The sequence below is a fragment of the Micromonospora sp. WMMD956 genome (assembly GCF_029626125.1).
Taxonomy (GTDB): Bacteria; Actinomycetota; Actinomycetes; order Mycobacteriales; family Micromonosporaceae; genus Micromonospora; species Micromonospora carbonacea.
The window spans coordinates 1,698,039-1,719,829 of sequence record NZ_JARUBI010000005.1 but is presented as its reverse complement, the minus strand read 5'-3'; the positions used below and the strand labels follow the sequence as shown (position 1 = coordinate 1,719,829).

The following is a 21,791-nucleotide window of genomic DNA, read 5'->3' as shown; positions in this document are numbered from 1 at the left end:
AAGAGGTCTGCGCCATCGTGGAGATCGACTCTGCCGCTTTCACCGAAGCAGGGGGCGAGGGCGTGGGGGTGCGGGAGGGGCGGCGGGTGGGCGGTTAGGGTTGCGTTCGTGCTCGTACTGGTGGTGGACTCCTCGACCCCTGCGGTGACCGCGGCGCTGGTCGAGGTCACGGCGGACGGGGTGACGCCGCGCGCCCAGCGGCGCACCGTCGACGCCCGCGCGCACGGCGAACTGCTCGCCCCGCAGGTGCACGCCGTCCTCGCCGAGGTCGCCGCCCGCCCCGCCGACCTGACCGCGATCGTCGCCGGCCTCGGCCCCGGCCCGTTCACCGGGCTGCGGGTGGGGCTGGTCACCGCCGCCACCATGGCCCAGGTGCTCGGCGTCGCGGCGTACGGCGTGTGCTCGCTGGACGGGATCGGCCACCCGGCGGCGGCCGGCGGGCCGGTCCTGGCGGCGGCCGACGCCCGCCGCCGGGAGGTCTACTGGGCGGTGTACGACGGCGCGGGCCAGCGGATCGCCGGCCCCGACGTCGACACCCCGGCGGTCGTCGCGCAGCGCGCCCGCGACCTGGGGGCCACCGCCGCGGTCGGCGACGGCGCACACCGGTACGCCGACGTGCTCGGCCTGCCGCTGCGCGCCGAGCCCCGCTACCCGGACCCGACCGCGCTGGCCCTGCTCGCCGCCGAGCGGATCCGGGCCGGCGCGCCCGGCGAGCCGCTCACCCCCCTGTACCTGCGCCGCCCCGACGCCGTGGCCGCCACCGCCCGCAAGCCGGTCCTACCGTGAGTGGGCGGGCCGTCGGGCGGGTGGCCGCGCCTGCCGTGGGCGGGCGGGAGGCCCGGCGGGCGGGAGCGCCTGCCGTGAGCGGGCGGGCCGCCCGGCGGCTGGTCGCGCCGGCAGTGAGCGGGCGGGAGCGTCGGCGGTGAGCCGGCCGGAGCGGCCCGGCCCGGAGGGGATCCGGCTGGGCCGGTTCCGCTGGTGGCACGTCGACGACGTGCTCCCGATCGAGGCGGACCTGTTCGGGGCGGAACGGTGGTCACCGGCGATGTTCTGGAACGAGTTGGCCAACGGCCACTTCTACCTGGTCGCCACCCCGGCCGACGGGGACGCCGTGATCGGCTACGCCGGGCTCGCCGTCGCCGCGCCGGACGAGGCGTGGGTGCAGAACATCGCCGTCGCCCGGAACGCCCAGCGGCGCGGGGTGGGCCGGGCGCTGCTGGAGGCGCTGCTCGCCGAGGCGGCCCGCCGGGGCGTACGCAGCACGCTGCTGGAGGTGGCGGCGGACAACGGCCCCGCCCAGCGGCTCTACGCGACGTACGGCTTCGAGCCGATCGGCGTGCGCCGCGGCTACTACCAACCCAGCAACACCGACGCGCTGGTCATGCGGCGCGACCAGGACTGAGGAGCCATGGCCGACGCACCGCTCATCCTCGGCATCGAGACCTCCTGCGACGAGACCGGCATCGGCATCGTGCGCGGGCACACCCTGCTCGCGGACGCGTTGGCCTCCAGCGTCGCCGAGCACGCCCGGTTCGGCGGGGTGGTGCCCGAGGTGGCCAGCCGCGCCCACCTGGAGGCCATCGTGCCCACCATGGACCGGGCGTTAACCGAGGCGGGGGTGACCATCGCCGACATCGACGCCATCGCGGTGACGTCCGGCCCGGGGCTGGCCGGCGCGCTGCTGGTCGGCGTGGCCGCCGCGAAGGGCTACGCGCTGGCCGCCGAGAAGCCGGTGTACGGGGTGAACCACCTCGCCGCCCACGTCGCCGTGGACACCCTGGAGCACGGGCCGCTGCCCGAGCCGGCGATCGCCCTGCTGGTCTCCGGCGGGCACTCGTCCCTGCTGCTCGTCGACGACCTGGCCCGGGGGGTGACCCCGCTCGGCGCGACCATCGACGACGCCGCCGGTGAGGCGTTCGACAAGGTGGCCCGGCTGCTCGGCCTGCCGTTCCCCGGCGGCCCGTACGTCGACCGGGAGGCCGCCGCCGGCGACCCGGCCGCGATCGGCTTCCCGCGCGGCCTCACCGCCGCCAAGGACCTTGCGGCCCACCGCTACGACTTCTCCTTCTCCGGCCTGAAGACGGCCGTGGCCCGCTGGGTGGAGGCCCGCCAGCGGGCCGGCGAGCCGGTGCCGGTGGCCGACGTGGCCGCGTCGTTCCAGGAGGCGGTCTGCGACGTGCTCACCGCCAAGGCGCTGGCCGCGTGCCAGGCGCACGGGGTGGACACGCTGGTGATCGGCGGGGGCGTGGCGGCGAACTCGCGGCTGCGGGTGCTGGCCGAGCACCGGGCGGCGAAGCTCGGCATCCGGGTGCGGGTGCCCCGGCCGAAACTGTGCACCGACAACGGGGCGATGGTGGCCGCGCTGGGCTCGCACCTGGTCGCGGCGGGCGTCGCGCCCAGCCGGCTCGACCTGCCGGCCGACTCGGCCCTGCCGCTGACCACGGTCAGCGTGTGACGGCCCGGCCCGGCCCGGGGAGCGTCGCCGGAGGCCCGACACGAGCGAGGGGAGTGACGACGTGATCGTACGGATGTGGGAGGCGCGGGCGGAGCCCTACGGCTTCGCCGACCTGATCACCTGGGTCTGCGACACGGCGCTGCCGGAGGTCGAGCACGACCCGCTGCACGTGTCCAGCGAGGTGTTCAGCTCCACCGATCACCGGGTGGTGGTGATCTCGAAGTGGCGCAGCAACCCCCGGCCGCTGCCCGACCCGCCCGCGACGCTGCTGGCCCGGCCCCCGCACGCGTGGGACTTCACCGAGGTCGACCGCTGACGGGGTAAGGAGGGGTCCCCTGTTAACGCATTCTGTCGTAAAGGGGGCCCTTCCTAACCACAGGCAGCAGTCAACTCCGGCGCAGGATGCGGTACGTGGCGATGCCGCCGGTGCCGAGCGCGGCGATGAAGACCAGCCACACCACCGTCGTGCTGACGCCGAGCCGGCCCCCGCTGCCGACGTTCGCGGCGGCCGCCGCGACCAGCGAGTCGCTCTGCGCCGGGGGGAGGGCGGCGGGCGGGAGCTGCTCCCAGCGGACCAGGCCGGTGCTCTCCAGCATCGCCATGTGGTCGGAGACGAAGTCGTTGGCCTCGTCGGCGAGCTTGCGGACGGTCGCGTCCCTGGTGCTGGCGCGCACCGCGCCGATGACGGGGAAGATCTTGCCGTGCGCCACCCGGAGCCGGGTCACGAAGATCTGGTCGAACCGGCCGCCGCTGGACTCCTGCATCTCCTTGAGCCACCCCTTCTGCTCGGCGGTGGCGTCCGAGGGCAGGGTCGCGCCGAGCTTGTTGGCGGCGTCCACGACGAGCTGGTCCAGCACCCCGTGCTGCCGGGAGATCTCCGCGCCGATCTCGCGTACCCGGGCCGACTGGCCCTTCTCGGCGGCCATCTCACCGGCCGGCATCTCCCACAGGCCGGCCAGCCGTACGCCGGCGAGCAGCGTCATGTCGGCGGCGTTGAGCTGGGCGTTGGCGGGTGCGGCGACGGCCACGCCGGGGAGCACCCCGAGCGCGGCGACGAAGGTGACCACCAGCGCCGCCATCCGGTGGGTCCGGTGCCCTGGCCGGCGACGTGCGGATCTGAGCGGTGCCATGGGTGCGGTGCCTCCTCGGTCCGGGCCGAACGCGTCCGTCCGGGCGGCCGGGTCCCCCGGGCCGCCCCTCCGGTCACTGGTACGGATCGTCGCGGCGATCAGTTCATCCGGATCCCGGAAGAGCGTCTCGTGAAATCCGGCGGCGTGAATCGGGCGGCGTGGATCCGCCGACGGGCACGCGGCGGCGGGTCGGCGGGAGCGGCGGGGAGAACGTGACGGGCGCGGGTCGACCGGGCGGCGCGGCGGGCGCGGGTCAGCGGGTGACGGCCATCAGCAGGCCGAGCAGGAGCAGCGTGGCGACGGCGACCGCGAAGACGACCAGCAGGTCGCGCCGGCCGTGCGCGGGCGAGGCGGGGAGGACCGGGTCGGCCGGCAGGTCCCGGGTCACCGCGGCCAGGTCGCCGAGGGTGCGGGCGGCCCAGGCGTCGGCGGCCCGCTCGGAGAACTCGTCCAGGGTGAGCCGGCCCGCCGAGGCGTGCCGTTGCAGGTCGGCGACCACCCGGTGCCGGTCGTCGTCGGAGGCGCGCAGCTCGACGTCCACGCCGGACAGCGTACGCAGCCGCGCCCGGTCGCGGCACGCCCGCGCGGCGGGCGGTCAGGCCGCGTCGAGGGGGTCGGCGAGGAGCCGCTCGAACGCCAGCTCCGCCGCGCCGATCAGCGCCGCGTCGTCGCCGAGCTTCGGGGTACGCAGCCGCACGTGCTCCAGGCAGGCCGGCAGCCCGATCGAGTTGAGCCGGCTGCGCACCTGGGCCGCCGCGGCGAGGTAGAGGTCCCGCATCGCGCCGCCGAAGATGACCATCTCGGGGTTGAAGATGTTGACCAGGTTGGCCACGCCGAAGCCGAGCCAGTCGCCGGCCTGCCGTACCGCCGTCTGGGCCCGCGCGTCGCCCCGGTCGGCGGCCTCGAAGACGGCCAGCAACGCGTCGGGCCCCCGGGCGTCGGAGCGGCCGGCGGCCCGCAGCAGCCCGTGCTCGCCGATCTCGGTCTCCCAGCAGCCCCGCGAGCCGCACTCGCAGGGCTGGCCGTCGCGCACCACCACCATGTGCCCGACCTCGCCGCTGTACCCGCCGTGCCCGGTCAGCCGCCGGCCGCCGGCGATGATGCCGGCGCCGACGCCGACGTCCCCGTACAGGTAGATGACGTTGTCGCAGCCGGCGGCGACGCCCCGGGCGTGCTCGGCGAACGCCGCCACGTCGGCCACGTTGCCGACGGTGATCGGCACGTCGATGCCCAGCTCGGCGGCGAGGGCCGCGCCGATCGGCTCGTCCACCCAGCCGGTGGTCGGGCTGAGCCGGACCAGGCCGTCGTCGCGGCGGACCATGCCGCAGACCGCCACCCCGGCCCCGACGCAGACCGCGTCGGCGGCGACGGACTGGTGCATCTCCTTGACCGCGCCGGCCAGCAGCGGGGCGGCCTCCCCAGCCACCAGGTTGCGGGGCCGGTCGACCTCCCGGCGGTCGAGCACCGCGCCGCCCAGGCCGATCCGTGCGGCCCGCAGCCGGTCCACCTCCACGCTGTACGCGTACGCGTAGACGCGTTCCGACTCGGGCCGGACGACCAGCGACGGTCGTCCGGCCCGGCCGGTCTCCTTCGGCGCCCCCTCGCTGACCAGCCCGGCGCCGGCCAGGTCGGCGGTGAGCGCGCCGATGGTGCTGCGGTTGAGCCCGAGCGTGGTGGTCAGCTCGGCGCGGGTCGTCGCGCCGTGGACGTGCACGTAGCGCAGCAGGGCACCGAGGTTCTGCCGACGGATCTCGTCCTGACTCGGTCCCACGCGCATCGCTACCGGTGCTTCCGTGCGGGTGTCAACGGTTGCCGGTGGCCGCCGACCGGCGGCGGGACAGCGCGTCCACGCTCGCGGCGAGCAGCAGTACCACGCCCGTGACCACGTACTTGACCCCCGAGCTGTAGCCCATCAGACCCATGCCGTTGTCGATCACGGCGACCACCGCGCCGCCGAGCACGGCGTCGAGCACCCGGCCCTTGCCCCCGAAGAGGCTGGTGCCGCCGATCACCGCCGCGCCCACGGCGTAGAGCAGCACATTACTGCCACCCGTGTTGGGGTCCACCGAGTTGGCCCTGCTCGCCGCCACGATGCCGCCGATCGCGGCCATCGAGGAGCAGATGACGAAGACCGAGATGCGGATCCGGTCGACGTTGATGCCGGCGCGGCGGGCCGCCTCCTTGTTGCCGCCGACCGCGTAGACGTGCCGGCCGTAGCTGGTGCGCTGGAGCACGAACGTCCAGACGATCAGCAGCACCGCGATGACCGGCACCACGATCGGCACGCCCTTGAGCGAGGTGATCAGGACGTTGCGGCTGCGCTCCAGGTTGAGCACGTACACGGCGACGCCGAGGATGACCGCCAGCACGCCGACCCGGGCGGCCACGACGGCCAGCGGGTCGGTGACGAGCCCTCGGGCGGAGCGGTTGCGGTGCCGCATGAGCTGCACCGCCGCGTAGCCGGCGACGGCGACGGCGGCCAGCACCCAGCCGATCGCGGGCGGCAGGTTGCGGTTGGCGATCGCCACCAGCGTGTCGTCGCGTACCGAGATGTTGGCGCCCTCCTTCATCAGCATCAGCACGATGCCCTGGAAGGCGAGGAAGCCGGCGAGGGTGACCACGAACGACGGGATGCCGACCTTCGCCACCAGGAAGCCCAGCGTGGTGCCGATGAGCAGGCCGGTGGCGAGCGCGGCGAGCACCGCGACCCACCAGGGGTAGCCGAGCACGGTGACGATGTTGGCGAGGACGGCCGCACAGACGCCGCTGGCGAAGCCGGCGGAGAGGTCGATCTCGCCGAGCAGCAGGACGAAGACCAGCCCCATCGCGATCAGCGTGACCGCCGCGCCCTGGGTGAACAGGTTGGCGAAGTTGCCGGCGGACAGGAACGACGGGCGCATGATCGCGAAGACCGTGCAGAGCACGATCAGGCCGAGCACGGCGGGCAGGGCGCCGATGTCGCCGCCGCGTACCCGGCTGACGTAGTTGCTCAGGTGGCCGCCGACGGTGACGGGCGGGGTGACCGCCGCCGGCCCTTCCTTCTTCACGGCGGTGGTGGTCATCGGAGGGCTCCCGGGGTCGTGCCGACGGCCGCGCCGCCGGTGCCGTTGCCACCCGCCGGGTCGGCGGCGAGCCCGAGGGCGCCGGAGCGGCCGGCGGTGATCAGCTCGACGATCTGCGAGTGGGTGATGTCGGTGGTCTTCACCTGGGCCACCATCTGGCCGAGGTAGAGCGCGGCGATCCGGTCGGAGACCGCGAAGACGTCGTTCATGTTGTGCGAGATGAGCACGACGGCGAGGCCGCTGTCGGCGAGCCGGCGGACCAGCTCCAGCACCTGGGCGGTCTGCGCGACGCCCAGCGCGGCGGTCGGCTCGTCGAGGATGACCAGCCGGCTGTTCCACAGCACCGCCTTGGCGATGGCGACGGTCTGCCGCTGGCCGCCGGAGAGGCTGGAGACGTGCTGGCGCAGCGACTTCACCGTCCGGACGCTCAGCCCGGCGAGGGTCTCGGCGGCCATCTGCTCCATGGTCGGCTCGTCGAGGACGATGCCGGTGCGCTTCTCCCGGCCGAGGAACATGTTCTGCACGATGTCGAGGTTGTCGCAGAGCGCGAGGTCCTGGTAGACGACCTCGATGCCCAGGGCGGCGGCGTCGCGGGGGCTGCTGATGCCGACCGGGCGGCCCTCGAAGAGGAACTCGCCGGAGTCGACGGGGTGGATGCCGCTGATGCACTTCACCAGGGTCGACTTGCCGGCGCCGTTGTCGCCGACCAGCGCGGTGACCTCGCCGGGATGGACGGTGAGGGCGACGTCGCGCAGCACCTGGACGGGACCGAAGCTCTTGTCGATCCCTCGTAGTTCCAGCAGGGGGGTTGCGGACACAAGGGTCTCCTAATGCACGGAGGGGAGATCGCGGAGCCCGTCCGGCGCGGGCCGCCGCCCGGCACGGGGTCACCGTGCCGGGCGGCGTCGCCTGGCGGGTACGACGGTCGCGTACGGGTCAGCTGATGCCGGCTTCGGTGCAGAACTTGGCGTAGGCGGCGGTGCAGAGCTCTTCCTTGGTGACGAAGCCGTCGGCGACGACGTCCTTGACGTTGTCCTTGTAGATGGCCTTCGGCTCCAGCAGGACGGCCGGGACGTCCCGGTTGCCCTCGACGTCCTTGACGGTCTGCCCGGTGTCCTTCCGCTCGCCCTTGGCGACCGCGATGGCCAGCTCGGCGGCGGCGTCCGCCTCCTTCTTGACGGCCTTGTAGACGGTCATGCACTGGTCGCCGGCGAGGATGTTCTGGAGGCCCTGCACGGTGGCGTCCTGCCCGGTCACCGGGACCTTGCCGTTGAGCTTGTTCTTCTTCAGCACGGAGATGGCGGCGTTGCCGAGGCCGTCGTTCGCGGCCAGCACGCCGTCGATCTTGCCGCTGGCCTTGGTGTACTGCTGCTCGAAGATCGTGGCGGCCTGCGTGCTGTCCCAGTCCGGCACCGAGTCGTCGGCGACCTTGGTGTACTCCTTCGAGTCGAACTTCGGCTTGAGCACCGAGTCGTACCCGTTCTTGAACAGGGTCGCGTTGTTGTCGGTCGGCGAGCCGTTGAGGTAGGCGATCGCCGGGTTCTTGACGCCCTTGTCGGTCAGGCACTTGGCCAGACCCTCGCCCTGGAGCTTGCCGACGGCCTCGTTGTCGAAGCTGACGTAGTACTGCGCGGAGCCGCCCAGCGTGAGCCGGTCGTAGTCGATCGTGGCGACACCCTGCGACTTGGCCTTGTCGAGCACGGCCTTGCCGGTGCCCGAGTCCAGGTTGACGATCATCAGGGTGGTCACCCCGTTGGTGATCATCTGGTCCGCGATGGTCTGGAACGCGGTCTTGTCGCCCTGCGCGTTCTGGATGATCGACTCGACGCCGGCGGCGTCGAAGGCGGCCTGGAGGAACTTGCGGTCGGCGCCCTCCCAGCGGGCGGAGGACTTGCTGTCCGGCAGGATCACGCCGATCTTCGGCTTCTTGGCGGAGGAACCGGCCTGGTCGCCGCTGTCGGAGTTCTCGCCGCAGGCGGCCATGCTGCCGGCGGCCAGCAGGCCCACGGCGGCGAAGGTGAGGAAGCCCTTGCGCATCTGCACGGGTCCTTTCGGGGTGGGGGAGCGGGAGTGGTGTGGTGTTTTGTTGTGTCCGGCAACGTATTGCGCGCCGCGCTGCCGCCACAAGACCGCCGAGGTCAGAAGTTTGTTGGCGGCGGTAACAATTCAGCAACGTGCCCGACTTCGCGGTCACCCCGGGATGCACCGTGACAATGAGCACTGATACTCTTGCCGAGAGTGACTGACGCGCTTCCGGATCGGCTCTGGCAGTAGTTCTGGCGGCGTCTACTACCGGGCTCCGTATGGTGACTCGGGCGTCGCGGCCGAGAGCCTCTCGCGGACATGGACCGTCGCGGCGAACAATTCTGCGGCGAGCACCTGCTTCGTCGGCTTCCCGTCGGCTTTACCTGTGTGCTCAACGAGAACTGGGTCACGTCTACCGACTCCAGTAACTTCGGGGTCAGCAAGCCGACCTCGATGACTACGCCCGCCACCACTCTCATTTCGAGCGGGAAATGGAGCTGACTCAAGACTCGGTCAACGTGGAAGGCCACGTACGCGATCAACGGAATCAACATCGCGCGTAATCTGATCGAGAAAAATGTCTACTCGTCGTGACGACGCAGTTAGAGCGATTAAGTAGATCTGAGCTATTTCGCGACCTTTCCCGGGTGTTGTCAGGGTCAGGGAAGAGTCAAATCCAAGCTTAGTTGATCCTCGTGGTTCCTGATGAGCGCAGGGCCCCCGATTGCGGACGCGGCCTTCCTCGGTGGACCCGCCGGACCAGGATCGGTAATGGCCCAGCTGTCTTTGCCGCCCTCCGCAACACCTCGATCGGCTGCACCGCACCAAGGGTGCAACCAGCATCGCCGAAGCCACCCGGCGTGCCAACCACTGTCCCCGTGACCTCATCGGCGCGGTGACCAGGAGAAACCCCACTAGGTAATGGGGCCTGACGGGTGAGGGTGCGCGTACAAGCATTGACATATGCATTCATGGATGCCACTCTAGTCGTGACGTAAGCAGGGGGTGCCGTCCGAAAGGGATAGTGTTAGTTCCCTGTGGTCACCTGTGGTTCTTGTACCCACATATCGTTCGTCAGGCAGGACCGAGTATCGACGAAGGAGGTCGAATGACGCTCAGTCAACGGCTAGGAACGCTGGTAGCGGCGGGCGCGCTCGCGGTGGGGTCGATCGTCGCGGTCGCCAGTCCCGCCTACGCGGCACCGAGCTGCTCTTACAGCGGAATCGACGATGGTTACCGCTTCAACTGCTCCAACAACACCAGTGGTGGCGTTTGGATTTCAATTACCTGCACGAACGTCTTCACCGGCGGAAGCCATGATGTTCGGTACGAGCACCGGCCGGCCGGTTACCCTTGGTCCTTCGGTAAGTCGCTGATCTGCGGCTCAAGCCTCGACATCGCCGGCAACCCTCGTTGGGGAGCACTCTGACCCGGGTCGTCCATGACGGGGGCAGGGCGTAGACGAGCGGGGCTAGCGGTAGGAGTCCTCGCGCTTCTTCTGCTAGTGCCTCGTCTTGGAACATTGATCGTATAATCCGGCGGTCTGAGGACCCGTCGGGCAGGCTGTCTCCCATCACTGTGTGGGAGGTGGTGGCCGGTGGGCAGACGCCCAGAAGTGTTCGTCCGGCAGGTGTCTATGGCCGAGGGGCAGCGGTTGCAGCGGATCACTCGGACGGCGAAGGACCGGTGAAGCTGCGCCGGGCGATCGTGGTGCTGATGTCCGCTTAAGGCCAGCCGGCGCCGGACATCGCCCACCTGCTGAAGGCGACCGAGGACTACGTGCGAGACGTGATCCACGCGTTCAACGAGCGGGGGTTCGACGCACTCGACCCAAAATGGAGCGGGGGCGCACCGAGACGGATCGATGAGCAGACCCGCGACTGGATCTGCGTCATCGCCCGGTGCGACCCCCGCTTCCTCGGCAAACCGTTCTCCTGCTGGTCATTGTCGAAGCTGCGCGACTACCTGATCGAGGCTGGCTACGTCACGACGATCAGGGTCGAGACCATCCGGCGGATCCTGCACGAGCGAGGGGTGTCCTGGCAGGCCACCAAGACCTGGAAGGCCAGCACCGACCCCGACTTCACCTCGAAGATGCGCCGCATCCTGGCCCTCTACGACCACCCGCCCGCCGACGGTCGGGTGCTCTGCGTTGACGAACTCGGGCCCCTGAACCTGCAGCCCCGTCCCGGCCGCGCCTGGCGACCTCACGGACAGCCGGTGCGGCTGCGGGCCACCTACACCCGCGACCAGGGCGTGCGACACATGATCGCCGCCCTCGATCTGGCCACCGGCCGCATGCACTACCGCATCCGCGACCGCAAACGCTGGCGCGAATTCCTGAGCTTCCTCAAGGCCCTGCGCCGCCGCTGGCCCGACCGACGCCTCTACCTGATCTGCGACAACTTCTCCCCACACAAGCACCCCGAGGTCCGCGCCTGGTGCACGGCCAACCGCGTGGAGCTGGTGTTCCTGCCGACCTACGCGTCCTGGCTGAACTGGATCGAAGCCGAGTTCGCCGCCGTGCGGTACTTCGCTCTCAACGGCACCGACCACCGCAGCCACGCCGAACAGGACGCCGCCATCGGCGACTACATCCGCTGGCGCAACCAGCGAGCCAAACCGAAATCCGGATTCGCCACCGACTCCAAGATCCGCCACCCGAATACCCGTTCAAGGCTGCATGATGAGGCACTAGGCCCTGTGTCGAAGTCGGTCACAGCCACTCGTTGATCGCGGCGATGTGCACGGTGGCTTCGTAGCGGACGGTGAGTTTGTCGAAGCGGGTCGCCACCGCACGGTGGCGTTTGAGTCGGTTGATGCCGCACTCCACGGTATGGCGCTGCTTGTACCGCTGCGGATCGAAGGCCGGGGGCCGGCCGCCCTTCGACCCCTTCTTCCGTCGGTTGGCGTCCTGGTCGGCCTTCGACGGGATCGTCGCTCTGATTCCACGTCGACGCAGGTAGCGGCGGTTGGCCTTCGACGTGTACGCCTTGTCCGCGAGGACCCGGTCCGGACGGGTCCGGGGCCGACCGCCGCCGAGACGGGGCACCCGGATCCCGTCGAGCACCGCGATGAACTGCGGGCTGTCCCCACGCTGCCCGGCGGTCAACACGATCGACAACGGCTTCTGCCCCTGCTCACACGCCAGGTGCACCTTCGTGGTCAACCCACCCCGCGACCGGCCGAGTGCATGATCAGCCGGTTCCACCACGACCCCGCCCGGGGGTTCGACCTGCAGATCCCCCTTCTACGCGCCCCCGCAGCATGCTGATGCGCCCGGGCCACCGTCGAGTCCACCGACACGTCCCACGTGACACGCCCGGACGCGTCCGCGAGAGCCTGCAACGCGGTCAGGATCTCCGCCCAGGTCCCGTCACGCTGCCAACGCCGAAACAGCGCGTATACCGCCCCCCAGGACCCGTAGCACTCCGGAACGTCCCGCCACGGCGCACCGACCCGTATCCGCCACCGCATCCCATCAATGAGCTGCCGTTTCGTCCATCTCGACGGCCGACCCGGCCTACGTCCCACGGGCAGCAACGGCTCCAACGCCACCCACTGTGCGTCGGTCAGGTCATGCCGCCTCGTCACCGCTACAGTGGCCACGAGGTCTCCGGTGTTCGGGTTCTGCTTGGTCGCTGAACCAGATACCGGAGACCTCGCTACATCTCGAACACCAACACGCCACAACCCTCAAGCCAGCAGCTCAACCCCCGGCACCGACTTCGACACAGTGTCTAGTCCCGCTGTCACTCAAGCTGGCCCTCCGAATCCTGGTGAGGGACTGCGTAGTTTTCCGTGTTTGACCTGGGTGTGGTCCGTTGGGCAGGACGTTGGTCCTGTCCGGGAAGGACCACGTCATGGCAGACAAGAAGAACGCTGTTCAACTTCCGCAGCCGACGGCGGCGGAGGTGGAGTTCGCGCAGCAGCTGGTTGAGCGGGCCAAGGCCGATGGAGTGTCGTTGGTCGGGCCGGGTGGGCTCCTCGCGGGGATCACCCGGACCGTCCTGGAATCGGCGCTCGATGCGGAGCTGGATGCTCACCTCGACGAGGCCGGCGTGGACGAGGCCACCGGCCGGCGGGTCAACATCCGTAACGGGCACGGGGTGAAGACGGTGCAGACCGAGGTCGGGCCGGTGCGGATCCAGGTCCCTCGGGATCGGGCCGGGTCGTTCACGCCGCGGATCGTCCCGAAGCACACCCGCCGGCTGGACGGGTTCAACGAGGCGATCCTGTCGCTGTATGCCAAGGGCCTGACGACCGGGGAGATCTCCGCGCATCTGGCGGACGTGTACGACGCCGACGTGTCCCGGGAGTTGATCAGCCGGGTCACCGACAGCGTCGTGGACGAGATGGAAGCCTGGCGGCAACGGCCCCTGGACCGGGTCTATCCGGTGGTGTTCATCGACGCCTTGGTGATGAAGATCCGCCAGGGGCAGGTCGCGAACCGGCCCGTCTACGTGGTGGTCGGGATCAGCCTCGACGGGGAACGTGACGTGCTGGGCATGTGGGCCGGGACCGGCGGTGAGGGCGCCAAGCAGTGGGCCGGTTACCTCACCGAACTGCGTAACCGGGGTGTGGAGGACGTGTTCATGGTCTGCTCTGACGGCCTCAAGGGCATGACCGACGCGATCGAGCAGGTCTGGCCGCAGGCGGTGCACCAGCAGTGCGTCGTGCACCTCGTGCGGGCGTCACTGCGATACACCAACCGCAAGGACTGGCAGAAGATCACCCCCGCGTTGCGGGAGATCTACACCGCCCCCACCGTCGCGGCTGCGGAGGCCCGGTTCGAGGCCTTCGCCGCCGAGTTCGGCGATCAGTACCCGGCCGTGATCCGGCTCTGGCGGACCTCCTGGCCGCAGTTCGTGCCGTTCCTGGACTACGACCACGAGGTCCGCAAAGTCCTCTACACCACCAACATCATCGAAAGCCTGAACGCCCGGTTCCGCCAAGCCGCCCGCAGGCGGGGGCACTTCCCGACCGAGCAGGCCGCGATGAAGGTCCTCTACCTCGTCGTTCAGCAGAAACGTAAGGGCGGCGGGAGCATCACCGGCCGGGTCTACGGTTGGGCCAAGGCCCTCAACGCCCTGATCCTCGCCTACGGCGACCGGATCACCATCTAACAACCTCGATCACACCACAGGCCCAAACACGGAAATCGACACACTCCCGCCGGTGGCGATGGGGGCGGTGGCGGCGTTGGTGAGGGCGACCAGGTCGGCCGGGGCGAGCTGGAGCTGGAGGCCGCGCCGGCCAGCCGAGACGTACACGGTGTCGTGGGCCAGCGCGGAGGCGTCCAGCACCGTGGGCAGCCGCTTGCGCTGGCCGAGCGGGCTGATCCCACCGCGCACGTACCCGGTGGCCCGCTCCGCGACCGTCCGGTCGGCCATCGTCGCCCGCTTGCCGCCGAGCGCGGCGGCGAGCGCCTTGAGGTCCAGCTCGCCGGTCACCGGCACCACCGCCACCGCGAGCGCGCCGTCGACCTCGGCGACGAGGGACTTGAACACCCGCTCCGGCGGCACGCCCAGGGCCGCCGCGACGAGCGCGCCGTAGTTCGGCGCGTCCGGCGACACGTCGTACGGGTGGGTGCTGTGCCGGATCTTCCGCTTCGTCAGCAGCGCCGTCGCCGGAGTCCCCTGTCCCGCCATGCCGACAAGCTAGCCGGCCGCCGCCCCGTGATCCAGCGGATCCGGCACCGGGCGGCAGACCAGCACGGTGGGGGCGCCGGCCACCCGGGTCAGCACCAGGCTCGCCGCCTGCGGACCGGCCAGCCGCAGGTCGCGCCGCAGCCGCTCCGGCTCCAGCGCCGAGCCGCGCTTGAGGATCTCGACTCGGCCCACCCCGCGCTCCCGCAGCAGGGCGCGCAGCCGCTTCAGCGAGAACGGCAGCACGTCGGTGACCTCCAGGCAGCGGGCGAAGGGCGTCGCGCCGGGCGCGTCTGCGTACAGGTAGGCGATGCTCGGGTCGGCGAGCGTGGCGTCCAGCTCGCCGGCCAGCTCCGCCACGAGGTGCGCGCGGACGACGGCCGGGTCGGGGTCGTGGACGTACCGCCGGACCGGGCCGACGGCGGCCTCTTCCGTGCCGGATCCGGTGAGCTGGTGGTGGCAGGCGGGTCGGGGGTGATTGCAGGGGGCCCTTCCTATACAGAAAGCGTTAACAGGGGGCCCTTCCTTCAGCACGGTGGCGCGGCGGGGGACCTCGGCGAGGCGGCCGCACCACAGGGCGGCCTCGACCAGGTCGCCGCCGACGCTCACCCACTCCGCCTCCGCGCCCGCCGGGATCAGCGCGTGGTCGAGCCCGGGGGCCACCTTCACCACCGTGTGCGGCACCTGCTCGGCCAGCGCGGTGACGAAGTCCCACGGCGGCGAGTAGGCGTTCGGGTCGAAGATCCGCCGGCCGGTGCCGGCCCTGCGCCGCGCCGGGTCGCAGAACGCCGCGTCGACGGCGGACACGTCGAACGCCGTGGCGTCGCCGCACTCCACCGTGAAGCGGTCGGCCAGCCCGGCGGCCTCGGCGTTCGCGGCGGCCATCGCGGCGGTGACCGGGTCGGCCTCCACCCCGTACACCCGGATGCCGGCGCGGGCGGCGGCGAGCGCGTCGGCGCCGAGGCCGCAGCCCAGGTCGGCCAGGGTGCGCACCCCGGCGGCGCGCAGCCGGTCGGCCCGCCGGGCCGCGACGACCCCCCGGGTCGCCTGCTCCAGGCCGGCGCGGGTGAGGAACATGCCGGCCGCCGCCGGCCCGAACTTGCCGACCGCCCGGCGGCGCAGCTCGGCCTGGGTGAGCGCGGCGGCGGCCAGCCCGGCGGGCACCCCGGCCGAGCGGAGCGCGGCCGCCGCGGCCAGCGGGTCGCCGCCGGCCACCTCGGTCGCCGCGGCGAGCGCGGCCGACCCCTCGGGGGTATGCAGGGCGGCGAGCTGATCGAGATCCACGCGCCCATTGTCGGGCCCGGGCGGCGGCCGGCCGGCGGCGGTGGCGGCGGTGCCGGAGGTTGGCGGGGTCCGGGGCCCGTGCCGGCGGCGTGTCGAGGTGACGGGTGGCGGAACTGTGGCGACACGACGGGCGACGCGTTGGCACTCTCCTTGACGGAGTGCTAGCCACGGCCTAACCTGCGATTAGCACTCTCCCATCGAGGGTGCCAGCTTCCGGGCCCCGCGCCCGGGGGTGACGCCAGGCGGACCGGCACCCGCGACGACGGCCCCGCCCGGTGGCATGTGGCAGATTGACGCTGGTCGGCCCCGCCGTCCGGCAACGAAACCAGTACCCCAGGAGGGTATGCCCGTGACTACCGCGACCAAGGTTGCGATCAAGCCGCTCGAGGACCGCATCGTGGTCCAGGCGAACGAGGCTGAGACCACCACGGCGTCGGGCATCGTGATCCCCGACACCGCCAAGGAGAAGCCGCAGGAGGGCACCGTCCTCGCTGTCGGCCCGGGCCGGATCGACGACAAGGGCAACCGCGTGCCGATCGACGTCAAGGTCGGCGACACCGTCCTCTACTCGAAGTACGGCGGCACCGAGGTCAAGTACGCCGGCGAGGAGTACCTGGTGCTCTCCGCCCGCGACGTCCTCGCGGTCATCGAGAAGTAAGCAACCGATCCGCGTCACTGCCCCGGTCCGGCTCGCCGGGCCGGGGCAGTGACGCTTCGAAGGGATACAGATGGCGAAGATCCTGAGCTTCTCGGACGACGCCCGGCACCTGCTGGAGCACGGTGTCAACGCCCTCGCGGACGCGGTCAAGGTCACTCTCGGCCCGCGCGGGCGCAACGTCGTCCTGGACAAGAAATTCGGTGCGCCCACGATCACCAACGACGGCGTGACCATCGCCAAGGAGATCGAGCTCACCAACCCGTACGAGAACCTCGGCGCGCAGCTGGTCAAGGAGGTGGCGACCAAGACCAACGACGTCGCCGGCGACGGGACCACCACCGCGACCGTGCTGGCCCAGGCGATGGTCCGCGAGGGCCTGCGCAACGTGGCCGCCGGCGCCAACCCGGCCGGCCTCAAGCGGGGCGTCGACGCGGCGGCGACGAAGGTCTCCGAGGCGCTGCTCGACCGGGCCGTCGAGGTCGCCGGCAAGGAGTCGATCGCGCACGTGGCGACGATCTCCGCGCAGGACGCCACCATCGGCGACCTGATCGCCGAGGCGATGGAGCGGGTCGGTCGCGACGGCGTCATCACCGTCGAGGAGGGCTCGGCGCTCACCACCGAGCTCAACGTGACCGAGGGCCTCCAGTTCGACAAGGGCTTCATCTCCCCCAACTTCGTCACCGACGCGGAGGGCCAGGAGGCGGTCCTGGAGGACCCGTACATCCTGATCACCACGCAGAAGATCTCGGCGATCGAGGAGCTGCTGCCGCTGCTGGAGAAGGTCCTCCAGAACAACAAGCCGCTGCTGATCGTCGCCGAGGACGTCGAGGGCCAGGCCCTGTCCACCCTCATGGTCAACGCGATCCGCAAGACCATCAAGGTCTGCGCGGTCAAGGCCCCGGGCTTCGGCGACCGCCGCAAGGCGATGCTCCAGGACATGGCGATCCTCACCGGCTCCGAGCTGGTCGCCCCGGAGCTGGGCTACAAGCTCGACCAGGTCGGCCTGGAGGTGCTCGGCACCGCCCGGCGCGTCGTGGTCGACAAGGAGACCACGACGATCGTCGACGGCGGCGGCAAGGCCAACGAGGTCGCCGACCGGGTCGCCCAGATCCGCAAGGAGATCGAGGCCTCGGACTCCGACTGGGACCGGGAGAAGCTGGCCGAGCGGCTGGCGAAGCTCTCCGGCGGCGTCGCGGTCATCAAGGTGGGCGCGGCGACCGAGGTCGAGATGAAGGAGCGCAAGCACCGCATCGAGGACGCCATCGCCGCGACGAAGGCCGCCGTCGAGGAGGGCACGGTCCCGGGCGGCGGCGCCGCCCTGGCGCAGATCCTGTCGGTGCTCGACGACGACCTCGGCTTCACCGGTGACGAGAAGACCGGCGTCTCGATCGTGCGCAAGTCGCTCGTCGAGCCGCTGCGCTGGATCGCCCAGAACGCCGGCCACGACGGCTACGTGGTGGTGCAGAAGGTCGCCGGCAGCCAGTGGGGCCACGGCCTCGACGCCGCCGTCGGTGACTACGTCGACCTGGTCAAGTCCGGCATCATCGACCCGGTGAAGGTGACCCGCAACGCCGTCACCAACGCCGCCTCGATCGCCGGCCTGCTGCTCACCACCGAGAGCCTGGTGGTGGAGAAGCCGGAGAAGGCCGAGCCGGCCGCCGCCGGTGGCCACGGCCACTCGCACGGCCACGGCCACCAGCACGGCCCCGGTTTCTGACCCACCCGGGTCCGACCCAGCCGCACCACGGTCAAGGCACGCCGGCTCCCCACGGCGTGCCTTGACGCTTTTCCGCCCCGTGTCCCGGCCGCCCGTCCCGGGTCCGGAGCACGGGGCGGTTGCTTACGGAACGCTGACGTGCCTGTCGCGTTCCCGGCCGATCGGAAACACTGGGCGGATGGGCACCATCTCGCGCGGGTACGCCGCGCTGGCCGGGATCACCGCCGCCGCCGTGGCGATCGGCGCCGCCGAACCGGTGGCGGTGCTGACCGGCCCCCGGTCGGCCCCGCTGGTCGCGGTCGGCGGGCTGGTCGTCGACACCGTCCCCGAACCGGTCAAGCAGTTCGGCATCGCGGTCTTCGGCACGTACGACAAGATCGCCCTGCTGGTCGGGACGGCGCTGCTGCTGGCCGGCTTCGCGGCGCTGCTCGGCGTCCTCGCCGCGCGCCGGCTGTGGTTCGGTCTGGCGGGCATCGGGGCGTTCGCGGCCCTCGGGGTGGCCGCCGCGCTGACCCGGGCCGGCGCGGACGCCACCGACGCGCTGCCGGCGCTGACCGGGGCGGCCCTGGGCGCGCTGACGCTCTGGCTCCTGCTGGCCGGCCCCCTGCACCCCGACCCCTGGCCGTGGACCCCGCCCACCGCCGCCGCCGGCAAGGAAGGGCCCCCTGTTAACACCCCCCTGTTAACAAGGGGCCCTTCCTTGCACCCCGAGCACCCCGAGCATCCCGAGCGCGCGGAGGGGCGGCGGCGGTTCCTGACCGGCGTCGGCGCGCTGGCCGGCGCGGCCGTCGTGACCGGGCTGGGCGGGCACTGGCTGGCCGGGCGGCGCGGGGTGGCGGAGGCCCGGCAGGCGGTCGCCCTGCCCGCGCCGGCCTCGCCCGCGCCGCCGGTGCCGGCCGGTGCGGATCTCTCCCTCACCCAGCTCGCCCCCTACGTCAGCCCGACGTCCGGGTTCTACCGCATCGACACCGCGCTGGTGGTGCCCCAGGTGGACCCGGACGCCTGGCGGTTGCGCATCCACGGCCGGGTGCGCAACCCGATCGAGCTGACCTTCGCCGACCTGCTGGCCCGCCCCATGGTCGAGCGGTACGTCACCCTGGCCTGCGTGTCGAACGAGGTCGGCGGGGACCTGATCGGCAACGCCCGCTGGCTGGGCGTGCCGATCCGGGAGCTGCTCGACGAGGCGCAGCCGGAGGAGGGCGCGGACCAGGTCGTCGGGCGCTCGGTCGACGGTTGGACGTGCGGCACCCCGACGGCGGCGCTGCGCGACGGCCGCGACGCCCTGCTCGCGGTGGGGATGAACGGCGAGCCGCTGCCGGTGGAGCACGGCTTCCCCGTCCGCATGGTGGTGCCCGGCCTCTACGGCTACGTCTCCGCCTGCAAGTGGGTGACCGAGCTGGAGCTGACCAGCTTCGCCGACTTCGACGCGTACTGGGTGCCCCGGGGCTGGTCGGCGCAGGGGCCGATCAAGACGCAGTCACGGATCGACACGCCCCGCCCGCGCAACCGGCTCACCGCCGGCCCGGTCATGGTCGCCGGGGTGGCCTGGGCGCAGCACCGGGGCATCCGCCGGGTCGAGGTACGCGTCGACGACGGCCCGTGGCGGGAGGCGACACTCGCCCCGACGGTGTCGGTCGACACCTGGGTGCAGTGGTCCTGGCAGTGGACGGCCACCCCCGGCGAGCACACCCTCCAGGTCCGGGCCACCGACGCCGACGGCGAGACGCAGACCGAGCGGCGGCAGCGGGTCGACCCGGACGGCGCGACGGGCTGGCACACCGTCCGGGTCACCGTGCGCTGACCGCCGGGCGGAGCCGCGCCGGCAGGTGGGTCACCCGGCCGTGGGCGTGGCGGGTGGCGCGCCGGTGGCCCGGTCACCCGGCCGTGGGCGTGGCGGGCGGCGCGCCGGTCACCCGGCGGTGGGCGTGGCGAAGGACGGCGGCGGCCCGAGGTGGGCGACCTCCGGGGCCAGCAGCACCGACCAGGGCGGCCGGAACTCCGGCGACCGGCGGTCCAGCTCCGCCTGGAGTTCGCCGCGCCACGGCCCGCCCCGGCCGTGGTGCGGCAGCCATTCCGGCCACGAGTCGTAGCACCGATCGACGGTGAAGCCGTCGGCCGTGGTCCGGAGGCGGAGGAAGAGCCAGTGGCCGTGGGCCGGGTCGGCCTCGGCGGTCCGGAGCCGCCGGACCAGCTCGCCGGCCTCCCGGAAGGCCGTCCAGTCGTCTTCGCCGGGCCGTGGGGCGGGTGCCGGGTCGCCGTCGTGCTGGCTGAGGGCGCTGTCGGTGACCTGGACGACCAGCGCGCACCGGCCGTCCCCGGCCGGGGCCCGGCGGCGCGCCCAGTCGACGAGGGCCGCCAGCTCCGCGGTGGGCGTCGGGGCCGGGCGGGGCGTCTCGGCAGCCGCGCGCATGGCGGCCCAGACCAGCTCGTCGTGCTGGTCGTCGCTGAGCACCCGGACGCGCCGCGGCGGGGCCTCGACCGACGCGGGGACCTCCGGCCGGGCGGTGCCCGGGGTCAGCCCGGCGCGCGCGGCCATCGCCAGGCCGGCGGCCACGTCGACCAGGTCGGGCCGGAGCCGGCCGAGCAGCCCGTCCAGCGCCGCCGCGTCGACGAGCCCGGCGACCGCCGCGGCGAGCAGCCGGTCGGCCGCCGCCGTCACGTCGGCCCGCTCCGCCTCGTCCGCGGCGTCGTGCCCGCCCCACTCGAAGACCACGTCGAGCAGTTCCCGCCGGGCCCGGTCGCCGTCGAGCACCGGCCCGGCCGTGGCCGACAGGCCGTCTCCCAGGTTCGGTTCCGGGTACGCGACCCGGGCCCAGCCGCCGGCGTCGTACCAGTGGACGTAGCCGAGCTGGTCCTCCTCGGCGCGCCGGGTCAGCTCCGGCCAGGGCAGCCAGGCGGGCGCCCCGGCGAGCAGGTCGAGCGGCGGGCTGGCCCAGGTCGTGTCGCTGTACTCGTGGTCGTACCCGAAGAGCACCGCCCGGCCGCCCTCGACCAGCACGAGCCGGGCCCAGTTGCCCCCGTGGTCGTCGTGGTGGGCCCCGTCGGCGTCGCACCACCAGACGTCGTGGTGACCGAGCGCGGCGAGGGCGGCGGAGTGCGCGCCCCACCGGGCCCAGAGCGTGTCGGGGTCCGCGATGTCGATCAGCATCCCGGGATCCTGGCAGACCGGTGGGACAACGCACCGCGCGATGGTCGCCGGGGGCGGAGGTGTTCGGGCCGGCGTCCGCCGGTGCCGTCAGGCGACGCTGCGCTGCGCCGGGACGGTGGACTTGTGCGGACGGCCCAGGCGGGCCTCCAGCCGGGCCACGTCGACGCGGGACTGCCGGCGGTCGGCCAGGTCCTCCCAGCCCACCGCGAGCAGCCGCAGCCGCTCCGCCTCGCTGAAGCCGCCCCACACCCCGTAGGGCTCACGGACGGCGAGGGCGTGCGCGGCGCACTCGGCACGTACGGGGCAGGCCCGGCAGACCGTCTTGGCACCGGACTCCCGGCGCAGCCGGGAGGAGCCGCGCTCGCCGTCCGGGTGGAAGAACTGGGCGCTGTCGCGGCCCCGGCAGGCACCGAGCCGCTGCCAGTCCCAGAGGTCGACGATGGGTCCGGGCAGCCTGCGTACGTTCGACATCAGCACCCCTCCTCCCGCGCGGCACCGCGGAGATCCTCAGTTGTCCGGTGTCCGGGCGGCGGCCGCGCTGGCGCACCGTTTCCGGCTCGGGCTCCCCGGTACCCAGCCCCGCTCCCGCTCACACGTGTGTGATCGAAAAGGTCGGACAACTTGCCTGATATGACCTAACTGTCGGAAAAGTTCGAAGGATTGC

General features: G+C 72.2%; 20 protein-coding genes and 1 pseudogene. 10 read left to right on the top strand and 11 right to left on the bottom strand.

The window, feature by feature from the left end; all coding sequences use genetic code 11:
* Positions 1–108 precede the first annotated feature (108 nt).
* The 4 genes from tsaB (at position 109) to O7628_RS07890 (ending at position 2,771) form a co-directional block, all read left to right on the top strand.
* Positions 109–786, top strand: coding sequence for a tRNA (adenosine(37)-N6)-threonylcarbamoyltransferase complex dimerization subunit type 1 TsaB (gene tsaB / locus O7628_RS07905; RefSeq protein ID WP_278129380.1), 678 nt, complete (start codon positions 109–111; stop codon positions 784–786).
* A gap of 169 nt (positions 787–955) precedes the next feature.
* A complete protein-coding gene (gene rimI / locus O7628_RS07900; protein ID WP_278136255.1) occupies positions 956–1,402 on the top strand; it encodes a ribosomal protein S18-alanine N-acetyltransferase in 447 nt (148 codons plus the stop codon).
* 6 nt (positions 1,403–1,408) lie between these two features.
* Complete coding sequence (gene tsaD, locus O7628_RS07895) at positions 1,409–2,455, top strand: tRNA (adenosine(37)-N6)-threonylcarbamoyltransferase complex transferase subunit TsaD (protein WP_278129379.1); 1,047 nt, start codon at positions 1,409–1,411, stop codon at positions 2,453–2,455.
* Between the two features lie 61 nt (positions 2,456–2,516).
* Positions 2,517–2,771 carry a hypothetical protein gene (locus tag O7628_RS07890; protein ID WP_278129378.1) on the top strand — a complete coding sequence of 85 codons (255 nt, stop codon included), beginning with the start codon at positions 2,517–2,519 and terminating at the stop codon, positions 2,769–2,771.
* A gap of 70 nt (positions 2,772–2,841) precedes the next feature.
* Here the strand turns inward: O7628_RS07890 and O7628_RS07885 are convergent, their stop codons facing one another.
* From O7628_RS07885 to O7628_RS07860, 6 genes are all read right to left on the bottom strand, one after another.
* Entirely contained in the window at positions 2,842–3,585 is a 744-nt protein-coding gene (locus tag O7628_RS07885; RefSeq protein ID WP_074472565.1) for a DUF4142 domain-containing protein, read from the bottom strand.
* Between the two features lie 253 nt (positions 3,586–3,838).
* Positions 3,839–4,126, bottom strand: coding sequence for a DUF1707 domain-containing protein (locus O7628_RS07880; RefSeq protein WP_178066413.1), 288 nt, complete (start codon positions 4,124–4,126; stop codon positions 3,839–3,841).
* 54 nt (positions 4,127–4,180) lie between these two features.
* On the bottom strand, positions 4,181–5,362 hold the full coding sequence (locus tag O7628_RS07875; RefSeq protein WP_278129377.1) for an ROK family protein: 1,182 nt from the start codon (positions 5,360–5,362) through the stop codon (positions 4,181–4,183).
* Between the two features lie 25 nt (positions 5,363–5,387).
* On the bottom strand, positions 5,388–6,647 hold the full coding sequence (locus tag O7628_RS07870) for an ABC transporter permease (protein ID WP_278129376.1): 1,260 nt from the start codon (positions 6,645–6,647) through the stop codon (positions 5,388–5,390).
* Positions 6,644–7,465, bottom strand: a complete 822-nt coding sequence (locus O7628_RS07865; RefSeq protein ID WP_178066411.1) for an ATP-binding cassette domain-containing protein — start codon at positions 7,463–7,465, stop codon at positions 6,644–6,646. Before O7628_RS07865 ends, O7628_RS07870 begins: the two co-directional genes overlap by 4 nt.
* A 118-nt stretch (positions 7,466–7,583) precedes the next feature.
* The gene (locus tag O7628_RS07860; protein ID WP_278129375.1) at positions 7,584–8,684 is read right to left on the bottom strand and encodes a substrate-binding domain-containing protein; all 1,101 of its coding nucleotides are present in this window, start codon (positions 8,682–8,684) and stop codon (positions 7,584–7,586) included.
* 1,096 nt (positions 8,685–9,780) lie between these two features.
* Between O7628_RS07860 and O7628_RS07855 the strand changes: the two genes are divergently transcribed.
* Together O7628_RS07855 and O7628_RS07850 are read left to right on the top strand one after the other, a co-directional pair.
* A complete protein-coding gene (locus O7628_RS07855; protein ID WP_278129374.1) occupies positions 9,781–10,101 on the top strand; it encodes a hypothetical protein in 321 nt (106 codons plus the stop codon).
* Positions 10,102–10,460: 359 nt separating this feature from the next.
* Positions 10,461–11,405: an IS630 family transposase gene (locus tag O7628_RS07850; RefSeq protein WP_278129373.1), complete on the top strand. Its 945-nt coding sequence runs from the start codon at positions 10,461–10,463 to the stop codon at positions 11,403–11,405.
* Here O7628_RS07850 and O7628_RS07845 read toward each other — a convergent pair.
* Positions 11,389–12,281: pseudogene (locus tag O7628_RS07845) on the bottom strand (IS5 family transposase). The gene O7628_RS07850 and the pseudogene O7628_RS07845 sit on opposite strands and share 17 nt — an antisense overlap.
* Before the next feature lie 254 nt (positions 12,282–12,535).
* Here O7628_RS07845 and O7628_RS07840 point away from each other — a divergent pair.
* Positions 12,536–13,798: an IS256 family transposase gene (locus tag O7628_RS07840; RefSeq protein WP_278129372.1), complete on the top strand. Its 1,263-nt coding sequence runs from the start codon at positions 12,536–12,538 to the stop codon at positions 13,796–13,798.
* A gap of 9 nt (positions 13,799–13,807) precedes the next feature.
* On the opposite strand, the gene ybaK is transcribed toward O7628_RS07840, so the two are convergent.
* Both ybaK and O7628_RS07830 read right to left on the bottom strand, forming a co-directional pair.
* The gene (gene ybaK, locus O7628_RS07835; RefSeq protein WP_278129371.1) at positions 13,808–14,323 is read right to left on the bottom strand and encodes a Cys-tRNA(Pro) deacylase; all 516 of its coding nucleotides are present in this window, start codon (positions 14,321–14,323) and stop codon (positions 13,808–13,810) included.
* 9 nt (positions 14,324–14,332) lie between these two features.
* Positions 14,333–15,604: a methyltransferase domain-containing protein gene (locus tag O7628_RS07830; RefSeq protein WP_278129370.1), complete on the bottom strand. Its 1,272-nt coding sequence runs from the start codon at positions 15,602–15,604 to the stop codon at positions 14,333–14,335.
* 343 nt (positions 15,605–15,947) lie between these two features.
* On the opposite strand from O7628_RS07830, the gene groES reads away from it, so the two are divergent.
* From groES to O7628_RS07815, 3 genes are all read left to right on the top strand, one after another.
* Positions 15,948–16,262, top strand: coding sequence for a co-chaperone GroES (gene groES / locus O7628_RS07825; protein ID WP_018222648.1), 315 nt, complete (start codon positions 15,948–15,950; stop codon positions 16,260–16,262).
* 70 nt (positions 16,263–16,332) lie between these two features.
* Positions 16,333–17,979 carry a chaperonin GroEL gene (gene groL / locus O7628_RS07820; protein ID WP_278129369.1) on the top strand — a complete coding sequence of 549 codons (1,647 nt, stop codon included), beginning with the start codon at positions 16,333–16,335 and terminating at the stop codon, positions 17,977–17,979.
* Positions 17,980–18,157: 178 nt separating this feature from the next.
* A complete protein-coding gene (locus tag O7628_RS07815) occupies positions 18,158–19,780 on the top strand; it encodes a molybdopterin-dependent oxidoreductase (protein ID WP_278129368.1) in 1,623 nt (540 codons plus the stop codon).
* A 108-nt stretch (positions 19,781–19,888) separates the two neighbouring features.
* On the opposite strand, the gene O7628_RS07810 is transcribed toward O7628_RS07815, so the two are convergent.
* Both O7628_RS07810 and O7628_RS07805 read right to left on the bottom strand, forming a co-directional pair.
* Positions 19,889–21,127, bottom strand: a complete 1,239-nt coding sequence (locus O7628_RS07810) for a hypothetical protein (RefSeq protein WP_278129367.1) — start codon at positions 21,125–21,127, stop codon at positions 19,889–19,891.
* An 87-nt stretch (positions 21,128–21,214) separates the two neighbouring features.
* A complete protein-coding gene (locus tag O7628_RS07805) occupies positions 21,215–21,598 on the bottom strand; it encodes a WhiB family transcriptional regulator (RefSeq protein ID WP_074472848.1) in 384 nt (127 codons plus the stop codon).
* Positions 21,599–21,791 lie beyond the last annotated feature (193 nt).

Excerpts from the sequence above, each read along its gene's own strand:
- tsaD (WP_278129379.1), top strand. The coding sequence starts at position 1,409 with ATGGCCGACGCACCGCTCATCCTCGGCATCGAGACCTCCTGCGACGAG.
- O7628_RS07885 (WP_074472565.1), bottom strand. The coding sequence starts at position 3,585 with ATGGCACCGCTCAGATCCGCACGTCGCCGGCCAGGGCACCGGACCCAC.
- O7628_RS07875 (WP_278129377.1), bottom strand. The coding sequence starts at position 5,362 with ATGCGCGTGGGACCGAGTCAGGACGAGATCCGTCGGCAGAACCTCGGT.
- O7628_RS07870 (WP_278129376.1), bottom strand. The coding sequence starts at position 6,647 with ATGACCACCACCGCCGTGAAGAAGGAAGGGCCGGCGGCGGTCACCCCG.
- O7628_RS07860 (WP_278129375.1), bottom strand. The coding sequence starts at position 8,684 with ATGCGCAAGGGCTTCCTCACCTTCGCCGCCGTGGGCCTGCTGGCCGCC.
- O7628_RS07855 (WP_278129374.1), top strand. The coding sequence starts at position 9,781 with ATGACGCTCAGTCAACGGCTAGGAACGCTGGTAGCGGCGGGCGCGCTC.
- O7628_RS07840 (WP_278129372.1), top strand. The coding sequence starts at position 12,536 with ATGGCAGACAAGAAGAACGCTGTTCAACTTCCGCAGCCGACGGCGGCG.
- ybaK (WP_278129371.1), bottom strand. The coding sequence starts at position 14,323 with ATGGCGGGACAGGGGACTCCGGCGACGGCGCTGCTGACGAAGCGGAAG.
- groES (WP_018222648.1), top strand. The coding sequence starts at position 15,948 with ATGCCCGTGACTACCGCGACCAAGGTTGCGATCAAGCCGCTCGAGGAC.
- groL (WP_278129369.1), top strand. The coding sequence starts at position 16,333 with ATGGCGAAGATCCTGAGCTTCTCGGACGACGCCCGGCACCTGCTGGAG.
- O7628_RS07815 (WP_278129368.1), top strand. The coding sequence starts at position 18,158 with ATGGGCACCATCTCGCGCGGGTACGCCGCGCTGGCCGGGATCACCGCC.
- O7628_RS07810 (WP_278129367.1), bottom strand. The coding sequence starts at position 21,127 with ATGCTGATCGACATCGCGGACCCCGACACGCTCTGGGCCCGGTGGGGC.
- O7628_RS07805 (WP_074472848.1), bottom strand. The coding sequence starts at position 21,598 with ATGTCGAACGTACGCAGGCTGCCCGGACCCATCGTCGACCTCTGGGAC.